At 50.3% G+C, this 25,464-nt stretch carries 15 protein-coding genes; 7 read left to right on the top strand and 8 right to left on the bottom strand.

The window, feature by feature from the left end:
* Positions 1 to 45: 45 nt before the first annotated feature.
* From F752_RS0115465 to F752_RS0115455, 3 genes are read right to left on the bottom strand one after another with little or no spacing between them, the layout of a single operon-like run.
* Positions 46 to 2,268, bottom strand: coding sequence for a xanthine dehydrogenase family protein molybdopterin-binding subunit (locus tag F752_RS0115465; protein WP_017732654.1), 2,223 nt, complete (start codon positions 2,266 to 2,268; stop codon positions 46 to 48).
* A gap of 2 nt (positions 2,269 to 2,270) precedes the next feature.
* On the bottom strand, positions 2,271 to 3,260 hold the full coding sequence (locus tag F752_RS0115460) for an FAD binding domain-containing protein (protein WP_017732653.1): 990 nt from the start codon (positions 3,258 to 3,260) through the stop codon (positions 2,271 to 2,273).
* Entirely contained in the window at positions 3,257 to 3,757 is a 501-nt protein-coding gene (locus tag F752_RS0115455) for a (2Fe-2S)-binding protein (protein ID WP_017732652.1), read from the bottom strand. The genes F752_RS0115460 and F752_RS0115455 overlap by 4 nt, the downstream gene beginning before the upstream one ends.
* A gap of 266 nt (positions 3,758 to 4,023) precedes the next feature.
* Here F752_RS0115455 and F752_RS0115445 point away from each other — a divergent pair, with 266 nt between their 5' ends.
* Entirely contained in the window at positions 4,024 to 5,184 is a 1,161-nt protein-coding gene (locus F752_RS0115445) for a cysteine desulfurase family protein (protein ID WP_017732650.1), read from the top strand.
* A gap of 263 nt (positions 5,185 to 5,447) precedes the next feature.
* Here the strand turns inward: F752_RS0115445 and F752_RS0115435 are convergent, their stop codons facing one another.
* Positions 5,448 to 6,050, bottom strand: a complete 603-nt coding sequence (locus F752_RS0115435) for a nucleotidyltransferase family protein (protein ID WP_017732649.1) — start codon at positions 6,048 to 6,050, stop codon at positions 5,448 to 5,450.
* On the bottom strand, positions 6,047 to 7,252 hold the full coding sequence (locus tag F752_RS0115430) for an XdhC family protein (protein ID WP_017732648.1): 1,206 nt from the start codon (positions 7,250 to 7,252) through the stop codon (positions 6,047 to 6,049). The genes F752_RS0115435 and F752_RS0115430 overlap by 4 nt, the downstream gene beginning before the upstream one ends.
* A gap of 285 nt (positions 7,253 to 7,537) precedes the next feature.
* On the opposite strand from F752_RS0115430, the gene F752_RS0115420 reads away from it, so the two are divergent.
* On the top strand, positions 7,538 to 8,788 hold the full coding sequence (locus F752_RS0115420) for a serine hydrolase domain-containing protein (RefSeq protein WP_081604586.1): 1,251 nt from the start codon (positions 7,538 to 7,540) through the stop codon (positions 8,786 to 8,788).
* Between the two features lie 580 nt (positions 8,789 to 9,368).
* Here the strand turns inward: F752_RS0115420 and F752_RS0115415 are convergent.
* The 3 genes from F752_RS0115415 to F752_RS0115405 all read right to left on the bottom strand — a co-directional run bounded on the left by F752_RS0115415 (position 9,369) and on the right by F752_RS0115405 (position 19,915).
* The gene (locus F752_RS0115415; protein WP_026135776.1) at positions 9,369 to 13,178 is read right to left on the bottom strand and encodes a T9SS-dependent M36 family metallopeptidase; all 3,810 of its coding nucleotides are present in this window, start codon (positions 13,176 to 13,178) and stop codon (positions 9,369 to 9,371) included.
* A gap of 112 nt (positions 13,179 to 13,290) precedes the next feature.
* Positions 13,291 to 15,810 (bottom strand): M43 family zinc metalloprotease, encoded by a 2,520-nt coding sequence (locus F752_RS0115410; RefSeq protein WP_040664724.1) that lies wholly within the window; start codon positions 15,808 to 15,810, stop codon positions 13,291 to 13,293.
* Positions 15,811 to 16,513: 703 nt separating this feature from the next.
* A complete protein-coding gene (locus tag F752_RS0115405; protein ID WP_017732643.1) occupies positions 16,514 to 19,915 on the bottom strand; it encodes a T9SS type A sorting domain-containing protein in 3,402 nt (1,133 codons plus the stop codon).
* A 578-nt stretch (positions 19,916 to 20,493) separates the two neighbouring features.
* Between F752_RS0115405 and F752_RS0115400 the strand changes: the two genes are divergently transcribed.
* The 5 genes from F752_RS0115400 (at position 20,494) to F752_RS0115375 (ending at position 25,384) form a co-directional block, all read left to right on the top strand.
* The gene (locus F752_RS0115400) at positions 20,494 to 21,228 is read left to right on the top strand and encodes an MBL fold metallo-hydrolase (protein ID WP_017732642.1); all 735 of its coding nucleotides are present in this window, start codon (positions 20,494 to 20,496) and stop codon (positions 21,226 to 21,228) included.
* A 192-nt stretch (positions 21,229 to 21,420) separates the two neighbouring features.
* A complete protein-coding gene (locus F752_RS0115390) occupies positions 21,421 to 22,665 on the top strand; it encodes a cysteine desulfurase-like protein (RefSeq protein ID WP_017732640.1) in 1,245 nt (414 codons plus the stop codon).
* A gap of 262 nt (positions 22,666 to 22,927) precedes the next feature.
* A complete protein-coding gene (locus F752_RS0115385; protein WP_017732639.1) occupies positions 22,928 to 23,488 on the top strand; it encodes a sugar transferase in 561 nt (186 codons plus the stop codon).
* A gap of 137 nt (positions 23,489 to 23,625) precedes the next feature.
* Positions 23,626 to 24,255 (top strand): acetyltransferase, encoded by a 630-nt coding sequence (locus tag F752_RS0115380; RefSeq protein WP_236614015.1) that lies wholly within the window; start codon positions 23,626 to 23,628, stop codon positions 24,253 to 24,255.
* Positions 24,245 to 25,384 carry a DegT/DnrJ/EryC1/StrS family aminotransferase gene (locus tag F752_RS0115375; protein WP_017732637.1) on the top strand — a complete coding sequence of 380 codons (1,140 nt, stop codon included), beginning with the start codon at positions 24,245 to 24,247 and terminating at the stop codon, positions 25,382 to 25,384. The genes F752_RS0115380 and F752_RS0115375 overlap by 11 nt, the downstream gene beginning before the upstream one ends.
* Positions 25,385 to 25,464: the final 80 nt, after the last annotated feature.

The following is a 25,464-nucleotide window of genomic DNA, read 5'->3' as shown; positions in this document are numbered from 1 at the left end:
GAAAGAGAGCCTTACTGCACCTCTAAATGCCGGCAGCCTAACCCGCTACATGGTTTTATCCAGCGTAATAGGAAGGGCCCGCACCCTTTTGCCGGTGGCATGGAAAACAGCATTGGCAATGGCCGGAGCCACACTTACAATACCAATTTCGCCCAGCCCTTTGGCCCCGATGGGATTCACCACATCATCTTTCTCCTCCACGAAAATTACGTCAATCTCCTGTACATCGGCATTCACCGGAACATGGTATTCCGCCAGGTTATGGTTGATGAAGCGGCCGTACTGGTTGTCCATCACGGAATATTCTTCCATGGCCATTCCTATTCCCCAAACCACTCCACCGAGAATCTGGCTGCGGGCGGTTTTTGGATTCAGGATGCGCCCGCCGGCAATGGCACTTACCACCCTTGTTACCTTGATGGTCCCCAGTTCTTCATCGACCTTTACCTCCACAAAAGTGGCGGAGTGGGAATAGCGGCCCCACTTCTTTTGTTCCTCTTTGGCAGGCTCCGCAGAAATCTCCGCCTGCAGCTGGTCTTCCTTGTTCTGGGCCATTAGTTCAGTAATGGAAACAGCGGTAGCAGGCTGGTCCTTCAGGCTCATCTGCCCATCTTTAAAGTCGAGTTCCTCAACTTCTTTGCCTGCGAAGTCGGTATTCCCCTGCTTCTTTACCAGCTCCAATAGCTGTTCCTGTATTTTCTGGCAAACCGCTTTTACCGCAGAACCTACTGAAGAGGCTGTTGCGGAACCGCCCTCCAGCGGCGCCTCGGGCAGGGAAGAATCGCCCAGTTTGAAGGAGACATCTTCCAGTGGAAGGCCCAGGGTGTCGGCAGCAATCTGAGTCATGATGGTATAGGTGCCGGTGCCAATATCGGCCGTGGCACTACTGACTTTGAGCTTCCCATCGACCGATAAAATGGCTTTGGCATTGGCTGGCTTCTGGTTGGCCTCCCATGCTCCTTGGGCCATTCCCCAGCCAACCAGCTGGTGGCCTTCCCGCATGGAGCGAGGCTCCTGCTTCCGATTTTGCCAGCCAAACTTTTCGGCTCCCTGCCGGTAACACTCCATCAGTTCTTTACTCGAAAAAGGGACCTTTTTGGTCTGGTCCATTTCCGAATAATTCTTTTTCCGGAATTCCAACGGATCCAATCCAGCTTTATAAGCTACTTCGTCCATGGCACACTCCAGGGCAAAAATGCCGGTGGTGCCACCAGGGGCACGCACATCGAGCGGCGTATATTCATCCAGCCCTACCAGCTGGTGGCTGAGCTTTACATTATCGCATTTATAAAGGACGGCCGGCCAGATGACCACATCCTCCTGAAAATCCTCAAATTTGGAGGTTTCAGCATAGGTTTCGTGGATAATGCTCTGGAGCTTTCCTTCAGCCGATGCCCCGATGGAAAAGCGCTGCAGGGTTTTTGGCCGGTGGCCAAAGGAGAACATCTGGGTCCGGCTCAGCATGACCCTTACCGAGCGTTTTAGTTCCAGTGCAGCCATGGTGGCCATAAACAGCTGGTACTGTGGTCGTAGTCCGGAGCCAAACGCTCCGCCGACAAAAGGCGAAAGCACCCGCACCTCTTCTTTGGCAAGGCCAAAAACGCCCATCAGGTACTTCTGGCTGTTGAGAGCGCCCTGAATCTTATCGTAAACCGTTATTCGCCCGTCGCCTTCCCAGTGAACCGTGGAAGCATGCATTTCCATGGGGTTGTGGTGCTGGCTGGGGTGGAAATATTCTTCTTTCAGCTGAATAGCTGCCTTCTTAAACTGCTCTTCCGACTCCCCCCACGGCTCCGGTGGTGGAGTGGAGTTAAATTCTTCGGGAACATAGGCGCTTTTCAGCTGGCTGTCGAAGTTGGTTTCATGTGGCTCCGTTTCATACTCAACCTTTACCTGCGTGGCGGCATACTGTGCCAGTTCAGGCGTTTCGGCTACCACAAGGGCAATAGGTTGCATGTTAAACTGAACTTTCTCATTGTAGAGCGGGCGGAAAGGGGAGCCCGGAGGGGAGTCCATATCGCTGTAGCTCTTATCGAACCATGCCAGCTTCGGCCGGTTTTCATGGGTAAATACCTGCAGCACTCCTTCCAGTTGCAGGGCTTTACTGCTGTCGATAGATTTTATTTTTCCTCTGGCAATGCTGCTGTTGATAACCACTCCGTGGGTAAGCTCAGGCACTTCAAATTCTCCGGCATATCTGGCCTGGCCGGTCACTTTTTTAAGTCCGTCAACGCGTTTGCTGGGCTTCCCGATAAAATCTGTTGCCATCTTTATTGATCAGTTTTAGCGGCCTGCATGAGTGCACGTACAATGGAGCGGCGGGCCAGTTCTATTTTAAATTCATTATACTGGAAGCCTTCTGCCCCTTCAAGGTAGGCATCGGCCACTTGCTGAAAATGTTCCCTGCTGACTTCTTTTCCCTGAAGCAGGGCTTCCGCTTCCGGCTTGCGCCAGGGCTTATGAGCCACTCCTCCCAGAGCAATGCGGGCTTCCTGTATGGTGTCTCCATCCAGTTCGAGGGCAGCCGCAACAGATACCAGTGCAAAGGCAAAGGAAGCACGGTCGCGATTTTTCAGGTAAGTGTAGTGCCGGGCGAAGCCTTTTTTGGGCAGCTCAATGGCGGTAACAATTTCATTTTCGGCCAGATTGGTATCCTTTTCCGGTTTGTCGCCGGGCAGGCGGTGGAAGTCGGCTATGGGGATGCTCCGTTCCCCTTCAGGACCACTTACCTGTATGGTAGCCTCCAGCGCGGCGAGGGCTACGGCCATATCGGAAGGGTGGGTGGCAATGCAGTGCTGGCTGTGCCCTAAAATGGCATGATTGCGGTTGTAACCTGTAATGGCAGAGCAGCCTGTGCCCGGCTCGCGCTTATTGCAAAGGGTAGTAGTGTCGTAAAAATAATAGCATCGGGTACGTTGCAGCAGGTTGCCTCCATCGGTCGCTTTGTTTCGGAGCTGGGCAGTGGCTCCCGCCAGAATGGCGTGGGAGAGGAGCGGATAGCGCTCTTCCACCAGCGGATGGTAGGCGGTATCGGCATTGCTTACCAGGGCGTCCAGTCGCAGACCTCCCCCTTCGGTTTCTTCAATGGACTTCATTTCCAGGCGGGTGATGTCCACGAGGTGGCGGGGCTTCATAATGTCGTACTTCATCAGGTCGAGCAGGTTGGTGCCGCCGGCAATAAACTTAGCATCTTCATGACTGCTCACTTCACTCACCGCTTTTTTTACATCCTGTGCCCGTGTGTAGCTAAAACTCCTCATGCTGTCCGGCTCCTTTCCAGTGCTTCCTGCACTACTTTTATAATGTTGGAATAGGCCCCGCAGCGGCAGATGTTACCACTCATCAGGTCGCGGATATCATCGAGGGTTTTGGCCTTGCCTTCGTTAAGGAGGCCGATGGTGGAGCAAATCTGGCCGGAGGTGCAGTAACCGCACTGGAAGGCATCGTGCTCGATAAATGCCTGCTGTACCGGGTGCAGCTCTTCCCCATTGGCAATACCTTCGATGGTGGTAATGTCGGCACCATCGTGCATAACTGCCAGTGACAGGCAGGAGTTGATGCGTTTGCCGTCCAGCAGAATGGTGCAGGCGCCACACTGGCCATGGTCGCAGCCCTTCTTGGTTCCGGTTAAATGGAGTTGTTCGCGGAGCAGGTCCAGGAGGGAAGTCCAGACCTCCACCTCCAGCTGCTGTTCCTTGCCATTGATGGTGAGGGTGACTTTTTCCTTAGAGATAGGAGCGATGGTATTCTTTTCCATAGGAGGATGTTTTCTTGAATATCCGAATGAATAAAAAACGGGCTAGCCGGAGTGATACTTTGCAGCTTAAAAGCGAAAGGTCTGTGAGTGAAAAAATTAAGCATCTGCCGGATATAGAGTTTGAACCGGCCTGGCAGCTGAAGGTTTTGAGATTTTTAAGAAAGGATGGAGGAAGTGTAGAGCCCATAACATTCCGGCAGAAGGAGAAGTTGAAAAGGGGTTACCCTAAACAGTAGATCTGCCAGAAACTCAATCCAGAACCTGAAATGAGAAATCCGCCCGTTTACCTGGACTATAATGCCACCACTCCCTGCGACCCTAAAGTTGTGGAAGCCATGCTTCCCTTTTTTACAGAGCAGTTTGGGAATGCAGCCAGCCGTACCCATGCGTATGGCTGGCTGGCCGAAGAAGCGGTGGAGGAAGCAAGGGCGCAGCTGGCACGGGTGATTGGCGCTGAACCATTGGAAATAATTTTTACCAGCGGTGCAACAGAGGCCGCCAATCTTGCCATAAAAGGAATGTTCGAAAGAGCTTCGGGTCCGGATAAGCATATCATCACCCTTAAAACTGAACATAAAGCCGTGCTGGATTGCTGCAGGCGGGTAGAGGAAGCGGGTGGCACCGTGACTTACCTGGAGGTGAATGCTGCCGGCCTTCCGGATGTACAGGAGCTGGAAGCGGCCATACAACCGAATACGGCTTTAATAGCCGCAATGTATGCCAATAATGAAACCGGTGTCATCCAGCCTGTAAAGGAAATAGCAGGTATCGCAGCGAAACATGGGGTGCCCTTTTTTTGTGATGCGGTACAGGCTGTCGGTAAAATTCCTGTAGATGTAAAGGAAGAGGGTGTCGATTTATTGGCTTTTTCAGCCCATAAAATGTATGGACCGAAAGGGGTCGGAGCCTTGTATATCAGCAGGAAGCTTTCAGGCCGGAAGCCTGTTCCGCAGATAGAAGGGGGAGGCCACGAGCGGGGCCAGCGGAGTGGTACGCTTAATGTGCCGGGAATAGTTGGTTTTGGAAAAGCGGCTGAACTGGCCATGGCAGGAATGGAAGCCGAATTCAGCCGATTAAAGCGTTTGCGGGATAAGCTGGAAAATGCCCTTCGCAGGGTAGAAGGAAGTCATGTAAACGGATATTCTTCACCACGGCTCCCGCATGTATGCAATATATCTTTTGAAGCGGTGGAAGGGGAGCGCCTGCTCCTTCAGCTGGCGAAAAGCCTGGCGGTAAGCTCCGGCTCTGCCTGTTCTTCTGTAACTCAGCAGCCTTCTCATGTGCTGGAAGCCATGGGAGTACCGCATAGGCTTGCCATGAGTACCCTTCGGTTGAGCCTGGGCCGCTTCACCACCGAAGAAGAAGTGGATTTTGCAATCGGGGAAATAGGCAAGACCATCGAAATCCTGCGGCAGGTGAGGAAATGAGTAGTATTTTTCGGATTGATTTGCTTGTTGAAAATCCTGTTGAGGTAGTTAGGGTAAAAGTATAAGAAGCTTTTCGGTTTGATAAAACTCTTCACTGTATGGGCCAGAGGAGGTGTTGGGATTAGGAGCAATGGAACCTTTTGTCATGCCTGCAGGGCATCTGGGGAATGAGCGGAAAAGGAAAAGATGGAATGGCAGGAGCCTTCTTTCCTCCTCAGCCAGCAATAGCTTTGATAGATTCCCTACGGGAATGACAAATTTCTTTAAAACTTATGGTGGCGTTCCCTTTGATGAAGGAGGGCCTGGTAATCCGCTGCAGTATCAATGTCGATGGCCCCTAAAGGAAAGGGGATGGTGGTGAGGGCCTCGGGATGCCTGGACAGCAGCTTCTTTGCGCCTTCCCGGCCACGTAAAGACAGCAGTTCAGGAAAGAATTTTTTATCGAATAAAACCGGTACCCCTGCTGTATCCTCATAGGCGCTGGCAATAATTCCTTTGCCTGTTCTGTTCTTTTCCGCTATAAGCCGGTTTAGCAGAGATGTATCTGCAAAGGGCTGGTCGCAGAGCATTACAATTACTTCTGTTGTTTGCGGTGCCAGCCGGAGCAGGGCCTCTAATCCTTTTCTGATAGAAGAAGCCATTCCTTCCTGCCAGTGCTCATTATGCACTACATGAACGGCTTCCTTCTCGATAATGGGAAGAATGCTTTTGGCATGGGCTCCCAGAACGACTACCGTGTTTTTACAAGATTCCCCGGCCGCCTGGAGGGCCTTCTGCAATAAAGTTTTTCCGCCGAATGCCAAGCATTGTTTTGGCTCACCCAGCCGGGTGGAGGCACCTGCCGCTAAAATAATGGTGCCCGTCATACGGAACAGCTTTGGTAGTTTCCTGCTGTCTTTGTAGCCTTAGCCGGGACAGCCGGCTCAGCGGTTTCATGGGCAGGACGGATAGTTGTGCTTTCATGAATAGGTCCGGTTTTTTCGCGGAGGGAGTTACCCTTTTTTCCGGCCAGTACTGCTTTTATTTCCGCTGTAATGGAAAGGGCAATTTCTTCCGGACTTTCCGCTCCTATATCCAGCCCCACAGGTCCGAATACCGCCTGTAACTGGCTGCTATCTATCTCCAGCCCTTCTTCCTCCAGCTCATTCAGCATCCGCTTCAGCTTCTTTTTAGGGCCGAGAACACCAATATAAGGAAGGCGAAGGGGAAGCAGTTTTCTCAGTAGTGTAAGGTCGTAATGGTAATTGTGCGTCATCAATACAAAAACAGTCCGCTCGTCAGGTGAGAGGTGGGTGAGGGCCTCTTCCGCTTTGGTAATAAAAATATCTTCTGCCCCAGGGAAACGGGCTTTGGTGGCATAGTGGGCTCTCCCGTCTACAAGGGTGGTTTGCCAGCCCAATACCGTCGCCAGCTTCATGAGTGGGATGGCATCATTCCCCGCACCGGCAATCACAAGAGAAACAGCCGGTTCCAGAACTTCTATAAATGCGCTCATCTTTTCAGTATAGCTCTTCATAGTGGAGACGCCCGTTTGAAGCACATTTTCGGTATCGGCCAGTAATTCATCCTGCAGTTCAGGAGCGGAGAGTTGGCCGTAGGTATTTCCTTCTTCGGTAAGGAGCAGCGTGGAACCCGCACCGGCTGCTTTTGGATTGGAAAAAGAAAAGAGGGTGAGCAGTACAGCTTTTTGCCGTTTGTAAAGAAAGTGCCTGAGTAGCTGAAGAGGGTTATGAGGTTCTTCAGGAAGAATTGGCTCGATTAAGATATGGATGATACCATTACAGCCTAAGCCCACCCCCAGTTGGGCATCATCCTCATCCATGGTATCGTATTTGATCAGTTTTGGCTTTTGCTGCAGCATCACCAGCTGTGCTTTGCGAAGCGCATCTCCCTCCAGGCATCCGCCACTAATGGCACCGGTTAGCTGCCCGTCTTCCGTTATCAGCATCCGGGCACCGGGCTGTCGGTAAGAAGAACCCTGCACCTTTACCACCGTCGCCAGCGCCAGCTGTTTCCCTTCTTTCTGCGCCGCCTCATAAGCCTCCACAATATCCCTGATTTCTTTCATTTGTATCTCCTGCCTGTTGTCAAACGTTCGTGTGTAGGTAACCGCTGGAAAGGCCCCTTGTTCAGCAGATGATTTAGCGGTAAGTTGATTTTATCGTGGGTAGAAAGCGGCCTGAAGTAATAATAGTCCGGGTTTTGCAGAAGTTTTTTTTCCTCATTCTGCCCGTGAGTGGTGCCATCCTGCTGTATGCCGGGAGGCCTGAATCAGGATTTTTTACTATTTGCACCGGAATACTGAAGTCGATCGGCTATATTTATGGCTGTTTTGGTGTTGGTAAAATCAGGTATGGTATTTAAAGTACAATTTTTAATACTCAGGTGCATTGCCGCATCTGTCTTATGTTTGCTATTGTATTCCTGCGGAGAGTCCAGCTCCCGCTCCGTAAAGGAAAGAGCCATCAGCAGTTTGGAGGTGAAAGAAAAGGAAAGGCAGAAAATGCCTGTTCCACCTTCCTTCACTCCCGAAAAAAGACAGGAGCTGGCAGATAAGCTGGATTCTGCTTTTACCTATCTTCACGAAAAAAGAGGCTTTAACGGAACCGTGCTGGTAAGTAAATATGACAGGGTAATTTATAAGGGCGCTTTTGGCTATGAAGATTTTCCCAGTAAAGATACCCTCACCACGGAATCTGTTTTTCAGCTGGCCTCCGTCTCCAAGCAGTTTACGGCCATGGCCATCATGATACTGAAGGAGCAGGGCAAACTCAGCTATGATGACAGCGTACAGCAGTACATCCCCGATTTTCCCTATGAGGGCATTACCATCCGGCAGTTGCTGAACCATCGCGCCGGCTTATCGGAGTATACCTATTTCAGCGATGCCCTCTGGCCCGACCGCGACATTCCCATCACCAACGATGACGTTCTGGGACTCATGAAGGAGCATCAGCCCCAGCCTTACTACCAGCCCAATACCCATTACGATTACAGTAATACCGGCTATTTTCTGCTGGCTTCTATTGTCAGGAGGGCATCCGGAATGCCTTTTGCTGTCTTCCTGCAGGAGTATATCTTTGAACCGGCAGATATGGAAGATACTTATACCTTCAGCGACAGTCTGCTGACCCAGACAGAAAAACTTGCTTTTGGTCATACCAGCCGCAACCGAAGAAGGAGGCCCGATTACCTGGATTTCGTGCTGGGAGATAAAGGAGTATTTTCTACAGTAGAAGATTTATATAAGTGGGACCAGGCCCTGTATGGAGAAAAGCTGGTGACACAGGAAACGCTGAAAGAAGCTTTTACCGGCTCCAGAACCAGGAAGAATATTACAGAAGACTATGGCTTTGGCTGGCGCATTAAGCCTATTGAGAGTGGCGATACCGTAGTATACCATGCCGGCTGGTGGCACGGCTACAACAGCTACCTGTGGCGTAATCCAAAGGACCACAGTGCGCTTATTATGCTGAGTAATGTAACCAATGGCATTTTAGGATATATGGATGAGGTGGAACAACTCCTCTACCCGGAGGAGCCTCTGGAGGTTTCCGGTGAAAATAAAACAGCGGAAGAAACCATCGGTGCCCAGCCGCAATAAAGGTTGCTTATTGGAGGGTGTTTTACCCTCTTCCCACAGGGGGGATGTTTTTTTCGGTGGGTGAGAAGGAGGTTTGGTATTGAACTGGCAGAATGTTCCGAATGGTTTCTTTTTTGCCGGTTAATAAGCTGTAATTACATGAGTTATGCTTTGTTGGTATGAGAAAAGAAATTCATATTGGAGTGTTGTAAACATCTTAAGCTGTGTGACTGGCTACCTTCTCTGTACTTTTGTCCTGACCGCAACGGCAGGCTGCCCACCAGGGACCGCCGCTGCGAACCGTTCGCTCCGGCTAGGCGCCCCTGCCTCAGACATGGAGTTTTTTTAATCGCTCCATTACCTGAAAGTCTTCACACTTTTCATCAAGGCCGTTCTAATTGAAGAAGGGTTTAACCCATAATTCACGTGAACATTAACCCTCAAGGATTACAGCCTTTGAAGGCCTCAGTAGCTGATGAAGTTTACATAGCCTTCATTTAAAGAACATAAAAAAAGCCACCCTTTCACGGATGGCCTTTTCTCCTTGTTTAGATTTAGAGACTGTTGAGGCAGCCTCTTTTAAAATGCTTAGTGTGACTGATTATTTAATGATCACTTTTTCGGTAGTGAGCTCTTCGCCTGTACTAATAAGAATAAAGTAGATTCCCGGCTGAAGGCTATTTACATCCAGGACTGTTTTTCCGTTGCCTTCCGTCAAATCAAAGGACTGGCTTTGAACGAGCCGGCCTGCTGTATTCGTAATGCGAACATCTACTGTTTTATTCAGCTGCGAAGGGAATCGCAGGTTTAGCTGCGCACTTGCCGGGTTTGGATGTATTCCTACCTCAAGGGCAGGATTTGGCACTTTTACCTCCACGGCCACGCCCTTCCCATGGTTATCCGAAGTTCTTCTGACCCTGTAGTAGTAAATTGCGCCGGCTTTAACTTCACGGTCTTCGTAGCGGAAGTGTTCTCCTTCGCCTTCTGTGATGGAAAGCGTAGCAACCGCTGCAAATTCCTTATTGTCGAGACTTCTCTCCAGTAAATATTCTTCCGGTTTCAGGTTTTCAGCTGAGAAACTGAGCGTAACTGTTTCAGGTTCTGCGGAGGCTGTTAAGGTGCCGGTTCCTTCAACGGTGGCGCTGCTTTCGAGCACCATGGTTTCAATGGTGGTACTCTTCAGGCCGCCCTGCTTAGAATCGACTGTTGCGGTATTTACCACAGTGGTCGGGTTGCTTACAATATCCACATCGTCCACATACCAGCCGGTGGCAGCCGTAAGTACATCGGAGCCCATCCGGAAGCGGATTTGTACCTGTTGTCCGCTGTAGGCACTTAAGTCGACAATGGTTTGAATGTAACCTCCGCTGCCTCCGGTAAAGGCAGGACCACTTACTGTAGAAGCATTCTCAAGCGGTATATTTCCGTTGTAACCGTTCTGTATCATTTTATCACCCAGGTCTTCCCAGGTAAGTCCGCCATTGGTCGTAATTTCCACCACACCACCATCGAAGGTATCCTCGGTAGCGAAGTCGTGCCAGAAGCGCAGCAGGGAATTTTCACCAAGCTGTACAGGAGATTTTAAAATGAGGGACTGATTGCTGTAAGCATCCGGATCTACGGCAAACCAGGAGGTACTTCCGCTGTGCGGATTGGCCGTGCTTAAGGCCCAGTCGTTTACACCTACATCGTGGAAAGTCTTCCAGTTAGCCCCGCCATTTTCCATGTCATCGCTGAAGTATACCTTCGTTCCCTGTCCGGAATTTACCTGCACGGTCAGCTGGCGTTCAATAATTTCACCTTCTTTAAGTTTTACCGGCTTAAAGGTAACAATTCCTTTTTTCAGGCTTCCGTCGGTAGCCGATACAAAAGTAGTGTTTGTCGGCAGGGTATCGGTAATCTGAACCCCGGCCAGGGAGGCTTTGGTGTCGTTACGAACACGGATGGTATAGGTAAGCTCGGCACCGTCTTCTACAGGAGATGGATTGGCCTTTAAGTTAATGGCCATATTTGGCTCACAGCTTGGAGGCAGGTCGAAGGCTTCCACCCCATCCGTCAGGTCATTCTGGCTGCCCTGGCTTGCGCTGTAACCCAGGCCTCTTTTGGCAAAGGCGCGCCAGATGTAGCAGGCATTGGCTCCGCCGGTACGAATTTTATCTGCTGCCAGAATGGCATCGCGGGCATCGATAAAGCCGGGGCTGCAAGGCTGTAGTTTAAGCCCATCTATAACAAGCTGCAGTGCTATATTGTTACCGCCGGTGCCATTATAAAGGTCAGGGTCGTAACCATACTCGTCAATAAGGTTCCAGGTCATGTCCCACAGCATGGTAGCCCAGATAAAGCCTACGCCGTGAGGCACGCTAATTTCCGGGTTGGATACATCGCCATAGGTATAGCCGTTCACGCTCATGTCGGTGCTGTAAGGAGCCGGGCGAATGCCGTTGCCGTCGGTACCTTCAGAACGCACATAAGTGCCAATGCCTCGGCGCATTGTTGCAACATCTCCTTCCTGCATGGTCATAAAGAGAGCGAAAAAGTCACTCCAGCCTTCGCCACCCTGTTCGGCACCGCTCAGACATTGGGTGCTGGGGCCGCCGGTTAAGCGGGTAGAAATGCCGTGACCATATTCATGCGCAATAATGCCATTGTCCAGGTCCCCATCTTTGAGCGGAGGTACGCCACCTTCCCGCTTCAGGCTGCCGCTTAGGCCATTGGCAAGTTCCGCCTTCAGCTTATCACCATCTTCCTTGCTAATCATGATGGCCGGAATAACAATGGCTTTGCCGCTTTCTCCGCCGCCCATGGAAATCGGATCTGCCCCGGGGATATTGTTTACTACAATAACACCGGTAGCGCCGGAAACCTGTGCATTCAAGGCTTTTTCTATGAATGTACACTCTCCCCGGTCGATAAGGGCAATATTGCCGTTGATTTCTTCCTGGTTATTGAAAGGTACCGGTACGGCACCCTCCGGCAGGGCGGGCGTGCCGCTACAGCCATTGGCTGGGTCTGCCAAAACAATACGACCGCTTACGCCTGTTTCGTCCAGGGGCTTTCCAAATGCAGCTTCTATTCCGATATAAGCTCCTGCAACAGAGGCGGGAGCATCTACAAAAAGAAGTTCTGCCGGCAGGGCGGAGGTCCAGAGATACATTTGCATACGGCCCGGCACTCCATCCTGCAGGGTAAGGAAGTTCGCATTGTTCGTTCCGCCCCCATCCTGGGCTTCAGCACTTACGGCATCCAGCCCTTCGCCTTCGCCTGTAAAGTTGGTATGCTGAAAGTTGCCACTTACCTCATCGAAGCCATACTGGTAAAAGACGTCATGCATAAGGTTGTTCCAGTAAAACAGATTGGTGGTAGCGGCCTCTACATAGGTGGTTGGCTGCTGACTGTAATCAAGAGGAAAATCAAATACCAGCCCGGGACCTCCATTAGGGCTGGTACCTGCATTGGCGCCGGCACGATCTTCATAGGCAAAAACATTGTTGCCCCGGGTGATGGTATAGCTCAGGGCGCCATCGTTGTGCCAGCCCAGCGGGGAGGCAGCCGGATTTTCTTTTCCTGTTACCAGACTGCGCTCGCCATGGTTCGGTGTTTCAAAAGGAGCGTCGAGCACCCGGTAGGTACCACTTGCCGCAGCCACCTTGGCGCTTGCCGGCGCATAAGGTACTTTATTTACCTCTGCGGGTGCCGGCGATTTTTTTGCTGCTTCAACTGCCGGCGCATCGGTAACGATAGGGGTCCCTTCCCACACATCGTGGATTACCTGATCTTCTGTTTTTAGCATACTGCCGTTGGTGGCATCGATGGCCACGTTCCAGTAATGCTGGGCATCTATCGAATAAATGGAAACAATCCAGGCCAGCCTTACAGTACCGTCTTCCATAGGTTGGTACATCATCTTCACCGGAATAGCCTGGCGGGAAATATTTCCCTTGCTCACGAGAACCTCTCTGCCACTACCGCGAGCAGGTTTTTCCTCCTGTACCTTCAGGGCTTTTTCTACCGGCAGCTTTAGTGAGCGGGCCGCAGCCTGCACGGCCTGCACGGGTGTTTGGGCCGCAGCAGCACCTCTTACGGCTGCTTTTAAGTTAGGGATAAAGCGACTGCCCATGTTGATGACCTCGCCATCGGGCCCAATATTTATGTTGATGACAGCTCCTTCAACTTCAATACCCCTGTGACGCTGGCGGAGGTAAATGTGGGTAATGCCACTGCTTTTGCTTACATACTGGTCGGTTATCGTATAGTCCGAAATATCGGCACTCGTCAGGTTGAATTTTTCTTTATTCGCTGAAAGATGAGCCAGCGCCCGCTCGAGCGGGTCCTGCGCATAGGCAGCACAGAAAATAAATAGTGAGAGGAAGGCCAGCAAAACAGCCTTCGGATTAGTAAAAGATCTTCGCATTTAAAAAGGGGTTAAAGTTGGAAAAAAGAAATAAAAATGATGCTTTGAATGAGAATTCTGCTGTGCGTAAAGCGGCGGTTCGGCAGGCCTTAACGCACAGCAGGATTTCTGTTTATTGGATAATTATTTTCTCCTTTGTGATTCCGCCTGCATGATGGATTACAATAGCGTATACACCGGAGGGTAAATCTACCGTAGAGATTTTTGCCTGGTTGTGGCCTTCCTGCGATTGTAGCCTGCCTGTGTAAACCACTTTGCCCATTACATCAATCAGCTCCACTTCTACCTCGCCGTCCATCAATGCCTCATAGTTGAGCTCAAAATAATCGGAAGCCGGGTTCGGATAGATACCTGTCGCTTTTAATGCCTCCTGACCGATATCCGCTATTCTGGCATTGCTGCCAGTGTTATTCGATTTAAGGCTGATGGTTTGGCTATACAGCGGATTTAGGCCATAATCGCGCACAATTTTTAAGCGGTAAAAGTTATTGCCGCTGTACGGTTCAGCATCCAGGGTCTTATAAGAAGCGCCCGAGGAGGTGCCTTTTTTTACATCGATGGTCTGCGCATAAATAAAGCTTTCTCCATCTGGCGAACGCTCCAGCTCGAAGTGGAGGTAGTTTTCTTCAGCGCTTGTTACCCACTGCAGCTCCACCCCTTTATCTGTTTTGGAGGCCGTAAACTTTTTCAGTTCAATTGGCTCAGCATTGTCGGATGCGCCGCTCACATAAATATTATCCACAAAGATATTATTGCCATAGGCGTTCGTACCTACGAACTTGATGAGCACCTGGCTGCTTCTGTAGTTATTCAGGTTCAGAACCTCCCGTCTCCACTGTTCCGGAGCACCTGGCAAAAAGGCGCCATCGGCTTCAGGAGCAGTAGCCAGATCTGCCCCTGATTTGCTGTAGATATTTTTGAAGGTCAGACCGCAGTCCACGGAAATAAATACTTCCAGTCTATCCTGTGCTTCGCCGGAGGAGGCATAGGCTACATCAAACTCCAGGGCAGCGTCTTCAGTGGTGCTGAGGTTAATGAGCGGCAGTACAAGACCATCTGTTGTTCCGGTCGCATCATAGTTATAGTAGTTTAAGAAAGCGCCGGTAGTAAGTGTCCCGTCCGGACCTGTAATATTTGAATAGGGGCTCCAGGATTCGCAGAAGTCTGGGTTCTGAATGTCCCATTTGTTGCTTGGCGGATACAGGCCGCTCTCGAAAGCTTCCAGAAAATCTAATTTCTCGCCGATGCTTGAAACGATAAACTCATCGCTCCACTGATCATTGTGCGCATAGGCATCAGTGCTGCCATTCGGGCTTGTAGTGTAAACTGTAAGGGTGTGGGTTCCTTCCGTTGTGCTAATAGCCGGGAGAGTCACTATTTCTATATCGCCTGTACCAAGGGAGCCATTCCACTGGTACGTTTGTACGTCTCCTCCATCTACCTGGTAGTTAATGGCAACGGTGTTGAGGGTGCTTTGACCCAGGTTGCGCAGCAACACTTCCGGCAGCACATTGCTATTGCAACGCTCACCTTTAGGCGAGGCAATATCGATGATGGCGGCATCCAATGCCACCGGCTGCAGGTGAACAGTGGAGCTTAGCAGCTCTCTGCGGCGAGGGCTCTTCGTCATTACCGTACGCATACGCAGTGCCTGGTCGTTCGTGAAAATATTCATGCAGGCATCGTAGGTATAGTCCATGTAGTTTTCTATCATATCTATACTGCCGCAGGAAACAATTCCTGTTGGACAACCGCTGTTCGAGGCCGCTGCCATTGGTGTATCGCCGCAATAATCATCGACTCCGCAACCGCCATCGCCCCAAATGTGGCGAAGTCCCATCCAGTGGCCTACTTCGTGGGTAACTGTTCTGCCCAGGTCGTAATTAGCCGTATAGGTACCTTCGGGATATTTCTCCCTGGAGCCAAAAGCACTGTAAAGCTGCACAACGCCATCGGTATTTGACCCGCCGGTGTCGCAGCCTACGCCAAAGGCAAGGCCGTGTGCAGGGTCAGGGAACTGGGCATAACCCAGCAGGAGGGCTGCGAAGTTCACCGTCCATAAGTTCAGGTAACGGTTAGGGTCATAAATGGTAGCCGGCTTAATCAGCAATTCAATGTCTTCCAGCACATAGGCAGGGAGTGGGCCCTGGTAGCGGTGTATGCCAGGTTCTTTCAGCAAATTGCCTTCCGGGTCCACCAGGGCTGGTACGAATTCTATTTCCACATCGGCTCCACGGGGGTCGTCGTTATATCCCCGGGTGCCCAGCATACGCCGGAAATCTTCGTTCATCACCTCTATTTGTGAGTACACCTGCTCTGCTGCAATATTAGGGCCTGTTCCGACGGGTTCTCCAAAATGGACTACATGCACAATAACCGGAATTTGCAGTACCCCTTTCAGGATGCCGTTATTGGTTTCATCGGTCATAGCGGCTTCCATTTGGGCAGCCAGGGTTTTTTCAAAATCTTCGGTAGACGGAATGCCAGGATTGCTGCTTTTTCTGAACTCGTGATATTCCACGCTGTAGCAGCGGATAACATCCTCTGTCAGGCTCGGATCAGTTAATGTCTGGCTGTAAATGCCAGAGCATAACAGCCCCAAAAGGGGAATAAGGAGTAGTATTCTCTTCATAAAAAAAAGGATTAGTTGGAAAAAAATATGGGAATAAAAACATCATAAGTCTTTACTAAAAATAAAAGCAGTCACACCAGCTAAAGGTGGGAGATGCTAATTCAGGAAGTCCGTAGTGAGCCGGAGAACAGATTTCGAAAGAAAGTTCTTAGATGGCGTACGAATAGGGGTTGCTTCCTGTGTTTACTACTTGGTTACAGAATAAAAAAATGAATATGATGGCAATATACGAATTTTATTTCCTGGCGGTGTAACACTTTTTTTAGTATAAATTATATTATATAACCAAAATTCAGCCTGGGCCGGGCTTTAACGCATTCGCTTAAGATAGTCGCAAATTAGTATTCTCAACATCAGGTACCAGAACCTCTTTTTTCTGCTGACCTGGTTCGATGTGGATCTTTAAGTTTCCTTTTTTCTGCGAAACAGGCAAACTAAAAAAGCAGCCCTGTTTTCGGAGCTGCTTTTTCAGTTTCAGAACTACAAACTTTGCTAACTGTCGTTTTCTTTTTTTTCTGAGAGCCTGTTTAAAAATTTATATTTTGAATTACAAATCAATATTTTGCACGATTTCTTTGGCTTTTTCTCAGGTAATAGCGCTGCTATTACCTGAGAAAAGAGCTTTGCCTTCGCACAAAATATAAGCCTTTCGAAATCAACAATAAATTTAAACAGGCTCTGAGGGATTAAAAAAACCGGAGCCCTATTTTATCAATTTTTGCTGATGCAGCAACCCATTGCCGCTGATGCGGAGGATGTATACACCGGCAGGCCAGCCCTGGTGGTCAAGCTTCCAGAAGTGTTGTTCGGCTGAGCGCCCTAAATGAACAGTGGTACGTGCTCTGGCTTTTCCCTGCATATCGTAAATGCCAATTCTCAGCGTCCTTGTATGGTTTGCCTCCGGAAAAAGCAGCCATAAACCTTCCTGGTTTAGCGGCATAGGGTACGCCTTGAAGCCTTCCAGAACCGTGCGGATATCGGGTTGCTGCCTGAGGTGTTGCCACTTGCCTGACTGTTTCGCCTTATGCTTTGTTTGGAGTGGCATTACGCTAATGTTGCCGGCGCTGATGGTGATAGTGGCAGGGACAGACCAGGTGTTTCCCCGTTGGTTATCATAGACCATCCGACCATCCGGGCCCCAGATCATAAGCCTGAAGGCATCTTTTGCCGCCCGGGTAGTTAGGTTTCGGTCATCCACCGAAAGAAAAAAGCGGTAGCCTTCTTCTCGGTTTAAAATACCGCTGCCTGTGAGCATGGCCTTCTCTCCGGCTATGGCCAGCCAGTCCAGCTGGTGGGAACGAAAGTTCAGCAGGGCTTCCGGTAAATGGAAGCTTAAGGTTCCGTTTACGCTGCCCGATTCCTGGCTGCGAACTCCAAGGCCAAACTGAGCCCTGCCATGCATGAAAGGCTCGGGAAAATAAGCCCCTTCAGGAGAGTCGAACCTGCCGCCGCCGCTTAACATTCCCTGCGAAGGTTCAGTTATTTTGCTTAGCCAGTAATCAGTTTCTCCTTCCTCATCAGCTGATTTATCGCCGGACAGCCCGGACCTGGAGGTGCCGGTCAAAAGAAAACCACCGTCCTGGGCTTCCGCTATACTAACCAGCTCTTCAAAGCCATTGCCCCCAAGGGTTTTATCCCATTGTACATGACCTTCAGCATCTATTTTCAGGGCCCAGTAATCTGCTTGCCCTCTACTTTCCTCTGTTTTCTCGTAGGAAATTTCAGAAACGGATTCGCCGGCCAGTACAAATCCACCGTCCCGGCTTGCCACCATATCCCGGAAATTGTCCCATAAATTTCCCCCGAATGTTTTTTCCCACAGGATATTGCCGGAGGCATCAACCCGTAGCACCCAGAAATCATTGTGCCCCCTGTTCTCCTGGGATTTGTCGCCCGAGGCCCCGGAGGTCGACGAACCACCAATCAGGAATCCTCCCTCGGCAGGGGCTGCCAGAGCACCTACCCGTTCGAAACCCTTTCCGCCAAAGGTTCTTTCCCATACCTGCTCGCCCTGCTGATCGATGTGCAGCACCCAGTAATCCGAGGATCCCCGGGAATCTGCACCTCCCAAAGTGCTTCCCCCTAAAAGAAAGCCGCTTCCGTCAGCCGCTTCTGTGAAGGACGTAAAAGTAACAGAGCCCGAACCGTTAAAGGCATTGTCCCATAACTTATTGCCATAGGCATCGATGCGTACCACCCAGGTGCCTCTCTCAACCGCGCTTTTATCGGCCGTGGCCCCACCAAAGGAGTGTCCGCCAAGTAAAAATCCTCCATCAGCTGTTGGGATAGCATCTATCAGATAATCATTCCCGGAACTTCCAAAGGTTTTGTCCCAGAGCTTGTTTCCTTCGGCATCAATGCGGATTACCCAGTAATCCGGGCCCATATACACAAAACCAGGGTAATTGCGACGGCTCCTGTTTTCTTCCGTCTTATCGCCGGAAATGCCCGATTTTGAAGTGCCGGCCAGGAGGAAACCCCCGTCGGGCAGGGCCACCAGCGCACTTAGTTCCTCCTGCTGGTTTCCTCCGTAGGTTTTTCTCCACAGTTGGTTGCCCGAAGCGTCAAGTTTTATAATGCCGTAATCGGTCCAGAAGCCGGCTTTAAAAGCGGTGGTTTCGCCCAGCAAATAACCGCCATCGGCCGTAGCGGCTACAGAAGTTAATTCTCCCTGCCCTAAACCACGGGAGGGAGCATAGGCTTTATCCCATGCCAGCATTATCTCCGGCCTTGGAAGAACAGGAGGGGTGCCCTCACTTTCTTCCACCTCCAGGATCCAGAAATCACTGGATATTTCTCTTCTATCGGAAGATTTATCTCCCGAGGCATAGCCCCAGGAGTACCCTGCCAGCAGGTAGCTGCCATTGGAAGTGCTAAGCATATCCGTCAGCAAGTCGGAGCCGGCGCTGCCGAAACCTTTGTCCCACAGCTTTTTGCCATTTTCGTCTACCTTTATGAGCCAGTAATCCGAACTTCCCTGTGAATTTTCCGATTTAAAGGCCGTGGAGTTGGAGAAGGAGTAGCCACCGAGCAGATAGCCCCCGCCAGGAGCAGGTAAAATAGCCGTTAGCCGGTCGTAGCCCTCGCCGCCCAGGGTATTGTCCCAGAGAATATTTCCCTGCTCATCCAGGCGAAGGAACCAATAATCGGAATAGTAATACTGGTCGGAGATCCGGTTGTGGCTTTTGTCGCCGGAAGCATCGGAGTGGGAGAAGCCGCCTACTAAAAAACCGCCTCCCTCAATAGCTTCTACCGCCTGTAAGCCGTCGTAACCGGAGCCTCCAAGGGTTCTGTCCCACAGCTGGCGGCCCGCTGCATCGATGCGGATGACCCAAAAATCCATGTCGCCCCTGGAGGCCTCGGTTTTGTCGCCGCCCACACCGGAGAGTGAAGTACCCCCCAGCAGGAAACTTCCGTCGGGAGCGGCTGTCGCAGCCAACAGTTGCTCATCTTCACTTCCACCAAAGGTTTTATCCCACAGTAACAGGCCTTCGGCATCAATGCGGATGACCCAAAAATCCGTACCGCCGTTGCCAGTCTCCGACTTACTACCCGATACACCCGAGGCAGAATAGCCGGATAAAAGATAACCACCCCCCGGAGCAGGCGTGATGGCCTGCAGCCGGTCATCGGCGTTTCCGCCATAGGTCTGCTCCCACAGCAATCTGCCAGATGCATCAGTCTTTACCAGCCAGTAATCCGTTCCACCCTGAGAGGGACTCTCTTTTTCGCCCGACATGCCGGAAGAGGAATTCCCGGCCAGCAGAAAGCCGCCATCTTCTGTAGGCAGTACCGCATGTAGCTCATCATCACCGCGGCCACCATAAGCATGGTCCCAGATAATGTTTCCCTGCGCATCTGTTTTTACAATCCAGTAATCCTTGCCTCCTTTATGGGCGGCCGTTCTTTCGTAGGAAACCTTGGAAGAAGAGGTGCCTGCCAGCAGGTAATTTCCATCGTGCGTTAAAATTACGCTGCTTAAATTGTCATCCTGATTTCCGCCAATGGTTTTTTCCCAGTTAAGGCTCAGCTGGGCATGCCCATCCAGGTTGAAAAAGAGCAGCATGAGGCTCCCCAACCCGAGTGTAGTAAAAAAAATTTTCATGATAGTAAGGTTTTTAAAATGGACAGTAGGTTTTTGATGATGAACTGATTCCGTATACCGGTACGGGTAAAAGCAGCAGCTCCCGAAGGGCAGTGTCTTTTTTCATCAATCAATGCATAGCGCCTGCTGTAGAAATAAGCAGTACCAGAGAGGAGAGCCCTTTCGAATCAAAAATAAAGAGCTGATATACTCTTTGACAAGGAGCTTCATTCTTACTAACTGCTCCCTGCAGCGGCCATGACTGCCGGTAAAAATCACCAAAAGGAAAGAATTTCTATTCCTTATAGGCGGATAGTTGTGTTTAAGTAAATTTAAAAAACAAATTCAATTAGTTCAACAAAGTAAAGGGTTTAATCGGTTGGTTTTTAATGTTTTGCGGGATTGATTCCAGTGGGTAAGCCCGGGGCTTTTTGCCTTAGGCTATACTGCATGCCTTCCAGGAGCCGTAGGCAAACCTATAGAGTGGAGAAAAAGCGGATTGCCGGGGGTGAAATAGTTATTTATTTGCCCCTGGTTTAGGTTAAACAATCGAAAGAGATTTATTATTTTGTTAAAACCACCAGCAAATTTTTTTGATTATGAACAAGTTTTTCATCCTCCCAATTCTTCTCCTGCTTCACTTTCCAGTGCATGCCCAGCCCGATACCATCCAGACCGGGCAGGGAGAGCTGATAATTACCCCTATCCAGCATGGTTCCCTCGTGTTGGAGTACCAGGGGAAGACTATTTATGTAGATCCCTATGGGGGAGGGAAGAGCTACCAGGAAGTAAAGGAACCGGACCTGGTGCTGATTACCGATATTCATGGCGACCACCTGCATGAAGAAACGCTGAAGGCGCTCAGTTTAGAAAAGGCTGATTTTATTGTGCCTGCAGCAGTAAAGGAAAAGTTGGGGGAGATGGAGTTGAGTATTCCTGAACCGGAAGTTTTAGCCAATGGCGAACAGACCAGCTGGGAAGGCATTCAAATTGAAGCCATCCCCATGTATAATCTTCCGGAAACTTCTGACTCCAGGCACCCGAAGGGCAGGGGTAACGGCTATGTGCTCAGTTTTGATGGTACCAGAGTATATATCTCCGGCGATACAGAAGCTATTCCGGAAATGCGGGCGCTGAAAGATATTGATGTCGCTTTCGTGCCGATGAACCTGCCTTATACCATGGATATTCAACAGGCAGCGGAAGGTGTGCTGGCTTTTGCACCAGAAGTTATTTATCCTTATCATTATAAAGGAAGCGATGTGGAAGCCTTTAAGCAGAAGGTTGAGTCGCAAAATCCCAATATTGAAGTACGTTTAAGGGAATGGTACTAAAAATAACGGCCTGCCTGCTTAATGTATTTCAATGGACTATGGCAGAGCAGGCTTACCTGAAAAGGGACTGGATTTTGATGAGGGAGCTCTGTTCCCTGAAATGCTTACCTCCTTTTCTTCAGGGTCATCTTCCATTAGCGGTCGGTATCTATCACTCGGCTAATGAAAACAAAAATATTTAATTGAGCTAAAATGAATCATTTTCCCATACAAAAGATACGCGCCCAGTTTCCTGCCCTGCAAAACAATGGCACAGAAGAGCCGCTGATATTTTTCGATGGCCCCGGTGGCACTCAGATGGTGCAAAAGTGCGTGAATGGCATGCTGACCTATATCACAGCAGGCATGGCCAATCTGCATGGCACCTTTCCAAGTAGTATTCGTACCGACAAACTACTGGATGAGGGAAGGATGGCCGTTGCAGATTTTCTGAACTGCCATCCTTCCGAAGTAGCCTTCGGGCAGAACATGACCAGCCTGGCTTTTTCCATTGCCCGCAGTCTTGCTCACTTCATAACAGAAGGGGATGAGGTGGTGGTAACGGAGCAGGACCATCGGGCAAATGTAGACCCCTGGCTGACCTTGGCGAAGGACCGTGGTGCGAAGGTGAAATTTATTAAGCTGAACCCTGAGACCTATACCCTTGAGCAGGACCACCTGGATGAGTTGATAACGGAGAAGACAAAGCTGGTAGCGGTAGGGCTCTCTTCTAATGTTACCGGCACGGTTACGGATGCGGAGAAAATCATTGCCAGGGCGAAGGCAGTAAATGCCGTCACCATTACCGATGCCGTACATGCAGCTCCTCACCTGAGTCTCGACTTTAAAGAACTCGGTTGTGATATTCTCTTTTGTTCCGCCTATAAGTTTTTCGGGCCGCATCTTGGCATTGCAGTGCTTTCTGCTGAACTGTTTGAAAAGCTGCCGGTGTATAAATTACAGCCGGCCCCGCAGCAAATTCCCGATAAGCTGGAAACCGGCACTCAGAATCACGAGGCTGTTGCAGGCCTGTTGGGAGCCATTTCTTTCATCGAAGGTTTGGGAGAGGGGGCGAGCCGAAGGGAGCGACTTCAATCCGGCATGCATGCCATTGATACCTGGGAGCAGGAGCTGGCTCAGGAACTGGAGCATTTTCTGGAAGGTTTGCCTGGACTCCACCTGTACCGGGCACCGGCAGGCGTCAGGAAAACACCCACTTTTGCTTTTACCATAGAAGGGGTAAATTCCCGGGAGGCCTGCCGCTGGTTTGCAGAAAACTACCGGATGTGTATTGCCGACGGCCACTTCTATGCTTCCACCATGGCGGAGAAGTTGGGCGTAAACCCCGGTGGAGGCTGGATTCGCATCGGGCTTGCCCCTTACAATACCAGGGAAGAAGTAGAGCTGTTTAAGAAGGCCCTCCAGGAGTTCATGGAGGTGCTGAAGAAGAAAAGCTAATTCTGAAAATGTCGTAAGGTAGTGGTTTGGCGATTAATCCTGGCTTGCCGGATGCCCCGACCAGTCGTTCCCTGCAAGGTGTCTCGGCTAGGTGTCCTCTCTCAAAGGTGGAGTTTTTTAACCGCTCCAATACCTAAAATTTTTCACACTTTCTTATCAGGGGCCTCCACCAGTAGCAATATTTTAATCCACCATTCACGTTATCATTATAATGAACTTTGCACATTAAGTTTTAAATTAGGGAATATTAGTTTGTCTTCTTATGTATCTACGGCTCCTGAAGCGGTTAATTGACTTTTCCCTTGCCTTGCTGGCGCTCGTTTTATTATCGCCGGTATTTTTGCTGCTCGTGCTGGGGCTTACGGTAACCAATAACGGAAGCCCATTCTTCTTACAGGAGCGCCCGGGTAAGAGAGGCCGTATTTTCCGCATTATTAAATTTAAGACCATGCACGACAGGAAGGATGGTGAAGGTAGTCTGCTGCCCGATGAAGAAAGGCTGACCACCATTGGTCGCTTTTTTCGTAAAAATTCGCTGGACGAAATCCCCCAGCTGCTGAATGTAGTGAAAGGTGATATGAGCCTTGTGGGTCCCCGCCCTCTGTTGGTCGAATACCTCCCACTGTACAATATGGAGCAGCAGCGGAGGCATGAGGTACGCCCGGGCATTACCGGCTGGGCTCAGGTAAACGGACGAAACACCATTAGCTGGGAAGAAAAGCTCTGTTATGATATCTGGTATGTGGAGAATGTTTCCTTTCTCCTGGACCTGAAAATTATCTTCCTGACCATGCTGAAAGTATCCTGTAGGAAGGCGTGGTGATCATGCCGAAGTTTAGGGGCAGCGGGACAAGTGTGGAAACATAAAAATGAGTTGAAATTTTTATTGCAGTAATACATTTTTTATATAATTCCCACTACAAGGGAAAAGAAATTCTCAGGATACGAGGCTCTAGGCTAATGACTCAAGACTCAGGACAAAGCATGTACCTCTACGGCGCCAGCGGCCATGCCAAAGTAATTATTGATGTACTGCAAAGTGCAGGTATAAGGGTGTCGGGGATTTTCGATGATAATCCGGCGCTGGAGACGCTCAATGGCATTAAAGTGCTGGGGAAGTTTAGCGGACAGGAACTGGATGCTCCGCTGCTTGTCAGTATCGGGAATAACCGGGTGCGTGCCCGGATTGCAGGGAAATTACAGTTCTCCTTTGGCAGTGCTGTGCATACAAGCGCCCTTATTTCTCCTTCCGCCCGCATCGGAGAAGGAACCGTGGTGATGCAGGGAGCCATTATCCAGGCAGCGGCTCATATTGGGTCGCATGTAATTATTAATACCGGGGCTTCTGTAGACCATGACTGCTTTATTGATAATTTTGTGCATATTTCTCCCGGGGCGGTATTATCCGGCAACGTGCAGGTTGGGGAGGGTGCTTATGTAGGAGCGGGGGCTTTGGTAATCCCGGGGGTGAAAATAGGACGCTGGTGCACAATAGGAGCAGGGGCGGTCGTCATCCGGGATATTCCGGATAGGGTGACTGCCGTGGGGAACCCGGCCAGGATTATAAAACAGCCAACAAATGAACCGTAAAATCTGGATTTCTTCCCCCCACATGGGAGGGGAGGAGTTATCTTATATAAAAGAAGCCTTCGATACCAACTGGATTGCCCCCCTGGGGCCGAATGTGGATGGTTTTGAACAGGATATTGCCGCTTTCCTGGGAAGAGGAGTACATGTAGCAGCTCTCAGCTCCGGCACTGCGGCCCTTCACCTGGCATTGATCCTCCTGGGGGTGCAGGCAGGGGATGAAGTCATCTGCCAGTCCAAGACCTTCTCTGCTTCGGCCAATCCCATTGCTTACCAGGGCGCCACGCCCGTATTCGTGGATAGTGAAAGCAGTACCTGGAATATGTCGCCGGAGCTGCTGGAAGAAGCCGTTCAGGACCGCATCGCAAAGGGGAAGAAGCCAAAGGCCATTATGATCGTTCATCTCTACGGTATGCCTGCCCAAATGGATAGGATCATGGAAATTGCCGACCGCTATGATATTCCGGTGGTGGAAGATGCGGCGGAAGCTTTGGGCTCTTCTTATAAAGGGCAGCCGCTGGGCACCTTTGGAGCGCTGAGTGTTCTTTCCTTTAACGGGAATAAAATTATTACCACTTCGGGTGGTGGCGCCCTGGTATCAGCAAATGAGGAGTGGATAAAGAAAGCCCGTTTCCTGGCTACCCAGGCTCGTGATGCGGCTCCGCATTACCAGCATTCGCATATCGGCTATAACTACCGGATGAGCAACATCTGTGCAGGGATTGGCCGCGGGCAAATGGAAATCCTGCCGGAGCGGATAGTGCAAAGGCGTGCAAACTTTTTCTTCTATCAGGAAGCTTTTGCAGCCATGACGGAAATCAAATTCCATATCGCACCCCATGCTGACTATTATTCCAACCACTGGCTCACTGCCATTCTGCTTGAGGATGCAGAGGAAAAGGGCATTAACAGGGAAAGGATTCGTCTGGCCCTGGAAAAAGAAAATATTGAAGCACGCCCGCTCTGTAAGCCCCTGCACCTGCAGCCGGTGTTCGCAACTGCTCCCTTTTACGGAGATGGCAGCAGTGAATGCCTCTTTGAAAAAGGGCTGTGTTTGCCCTCGGGTTCCAATTTAACAAAGGAAGATTTAGCACGGGTGGTAAAGGCAGTGAAAGGGTATTTTGCCTCCTGAAGGTAAGGGGTGTTTTTATTAAAAAGAAGCACCTGAGGCTGTATCTCCATCTTCTCTGTACTTTTTTGAGCGCAGCGGCG

Source organism: Nafulsella turpanensis ZLM-10, from assembly GCF_000346615.1.
GTDB classification, from domain to species: Bacteria; Bacteroidota; Bacteroidia; order Cytophagales; family Cyclobacteriaceae; genus Nafulsella; species Nafulsella turpanensis.
The sequence above is the reverse complement of the archived record's forward strand: the minus strand, read 5'-3'. Positions and strand labels throughout refer to the sequence as shown.

Excerpts from the sequence above, each read along its gene's own strand:
- F752_RS0115405 (WP_017732643.1), bottom strand. The coding sequence starts at position 19,915 with ATGAAAATTTTTTTTACTACACTCGGGTTGGGGAGCCTCATGCTGCTC.
- F752_RS0115410 (WP_040664724.1), bottom strand. The coding sequence starts at position 15,810 with ATGAAGAGAATACTACTCCTTATTCCCCTTTTGGGGCTGTTATGCTCT.
- F752_RS0115390 (WP_017732640.1), top strand. The coding sequence starts at position 21,421 with ATGAATCATTTTCCCATACAAAAGATACGCGCCCAGTTTCCTGCCCTG.
- F752_RS0115420 (WP_081604586.1), top strand. The coding sequence starts at position 7,538 with ATGGTATTTAAAGTACAATTTTTAATACTCAGGTGCATTGCCGCATCT.
- F752_RS0115385 (WP_017732639.1), top strand. The coding sequence starts at position 22,928 with ATGTATCTACGGCTCCTGAAGCGGTTAATTGACTTTTCCCTTGCCTTG.
- F752_RS0115430 (WP_017732648.1), bottom strand. The coding sequence starts at position 7,252 with ATGAAAGAAATCAGGGATATTGTGGAGGCTTATGAGGCGGCGCAGAAA.
- F752_RS0115415 (WP_026135776.1), bottom strand. The coding sequence starts at position 13,178 with ATGCGAAGATCTTTTACTAATCCGAAGGCTGTTTTGCTGGCCTTCCTC.
- F752_RS0115380 (WP_236614015.1), top strand. The coding sequence starts at position 23,626 with ATGACTCAAGACTCAGGACAAAGCATGTACCTCTACGGCGCCAGCGGC.
- F752_RS0115400 (WP_017732642.1), top strand. The coding sequence starts at position 20,494 with ATGAACAAGTTTTTCATCCTCCCAATTCTTCTCCTGCTTCACTTTCCA.
- F752_RS0115375 (WP_017732637.1), top strand. The coding sequence starts at position 24,245 with ATGAACCGTAAAATCTGGATTTCTTCCCCCCACATGGGAGGGGAGGAG.
- F752_RS0115465 (WP_017732654.1), bottom strand. The coding sequence starts at position 2,268 with ATGGCAACAGATTTTATCGGGAAGCCCAGCAAACGCGTTGACGGACTT.
- F752_RS0115460 (WP_017732653.1), bottom strand. The coding sequence starts at position 3,260 with ATGAGGAGTTTTAGCTACACACGGGCACAGGATGTAAAAAAAGCGGTG.
- F752_RS0115435 (WP_017732649.1), bottom strand. The coding sequence starts at position 6,050 with ATGACGGGCACCATTATTTTAGCGGCAGGTGCCTCCACCCGGCTGGGT.
- F752_RS0115455 (WP_017732652.1), bottom strand. The coding sequence starts at position 3,757 with ATGGAAAAGAATACCATCGCTCCTATCTCTAAGGAAAAAGTCACCCTC.
- F752_RS0115445 (WP_017732650.1), top strand. The coding sequence starts at position 4,024 with ATGAGAAATCCGCCCGTTTACCTGGACTATAATGCCACCACTCCCTGC.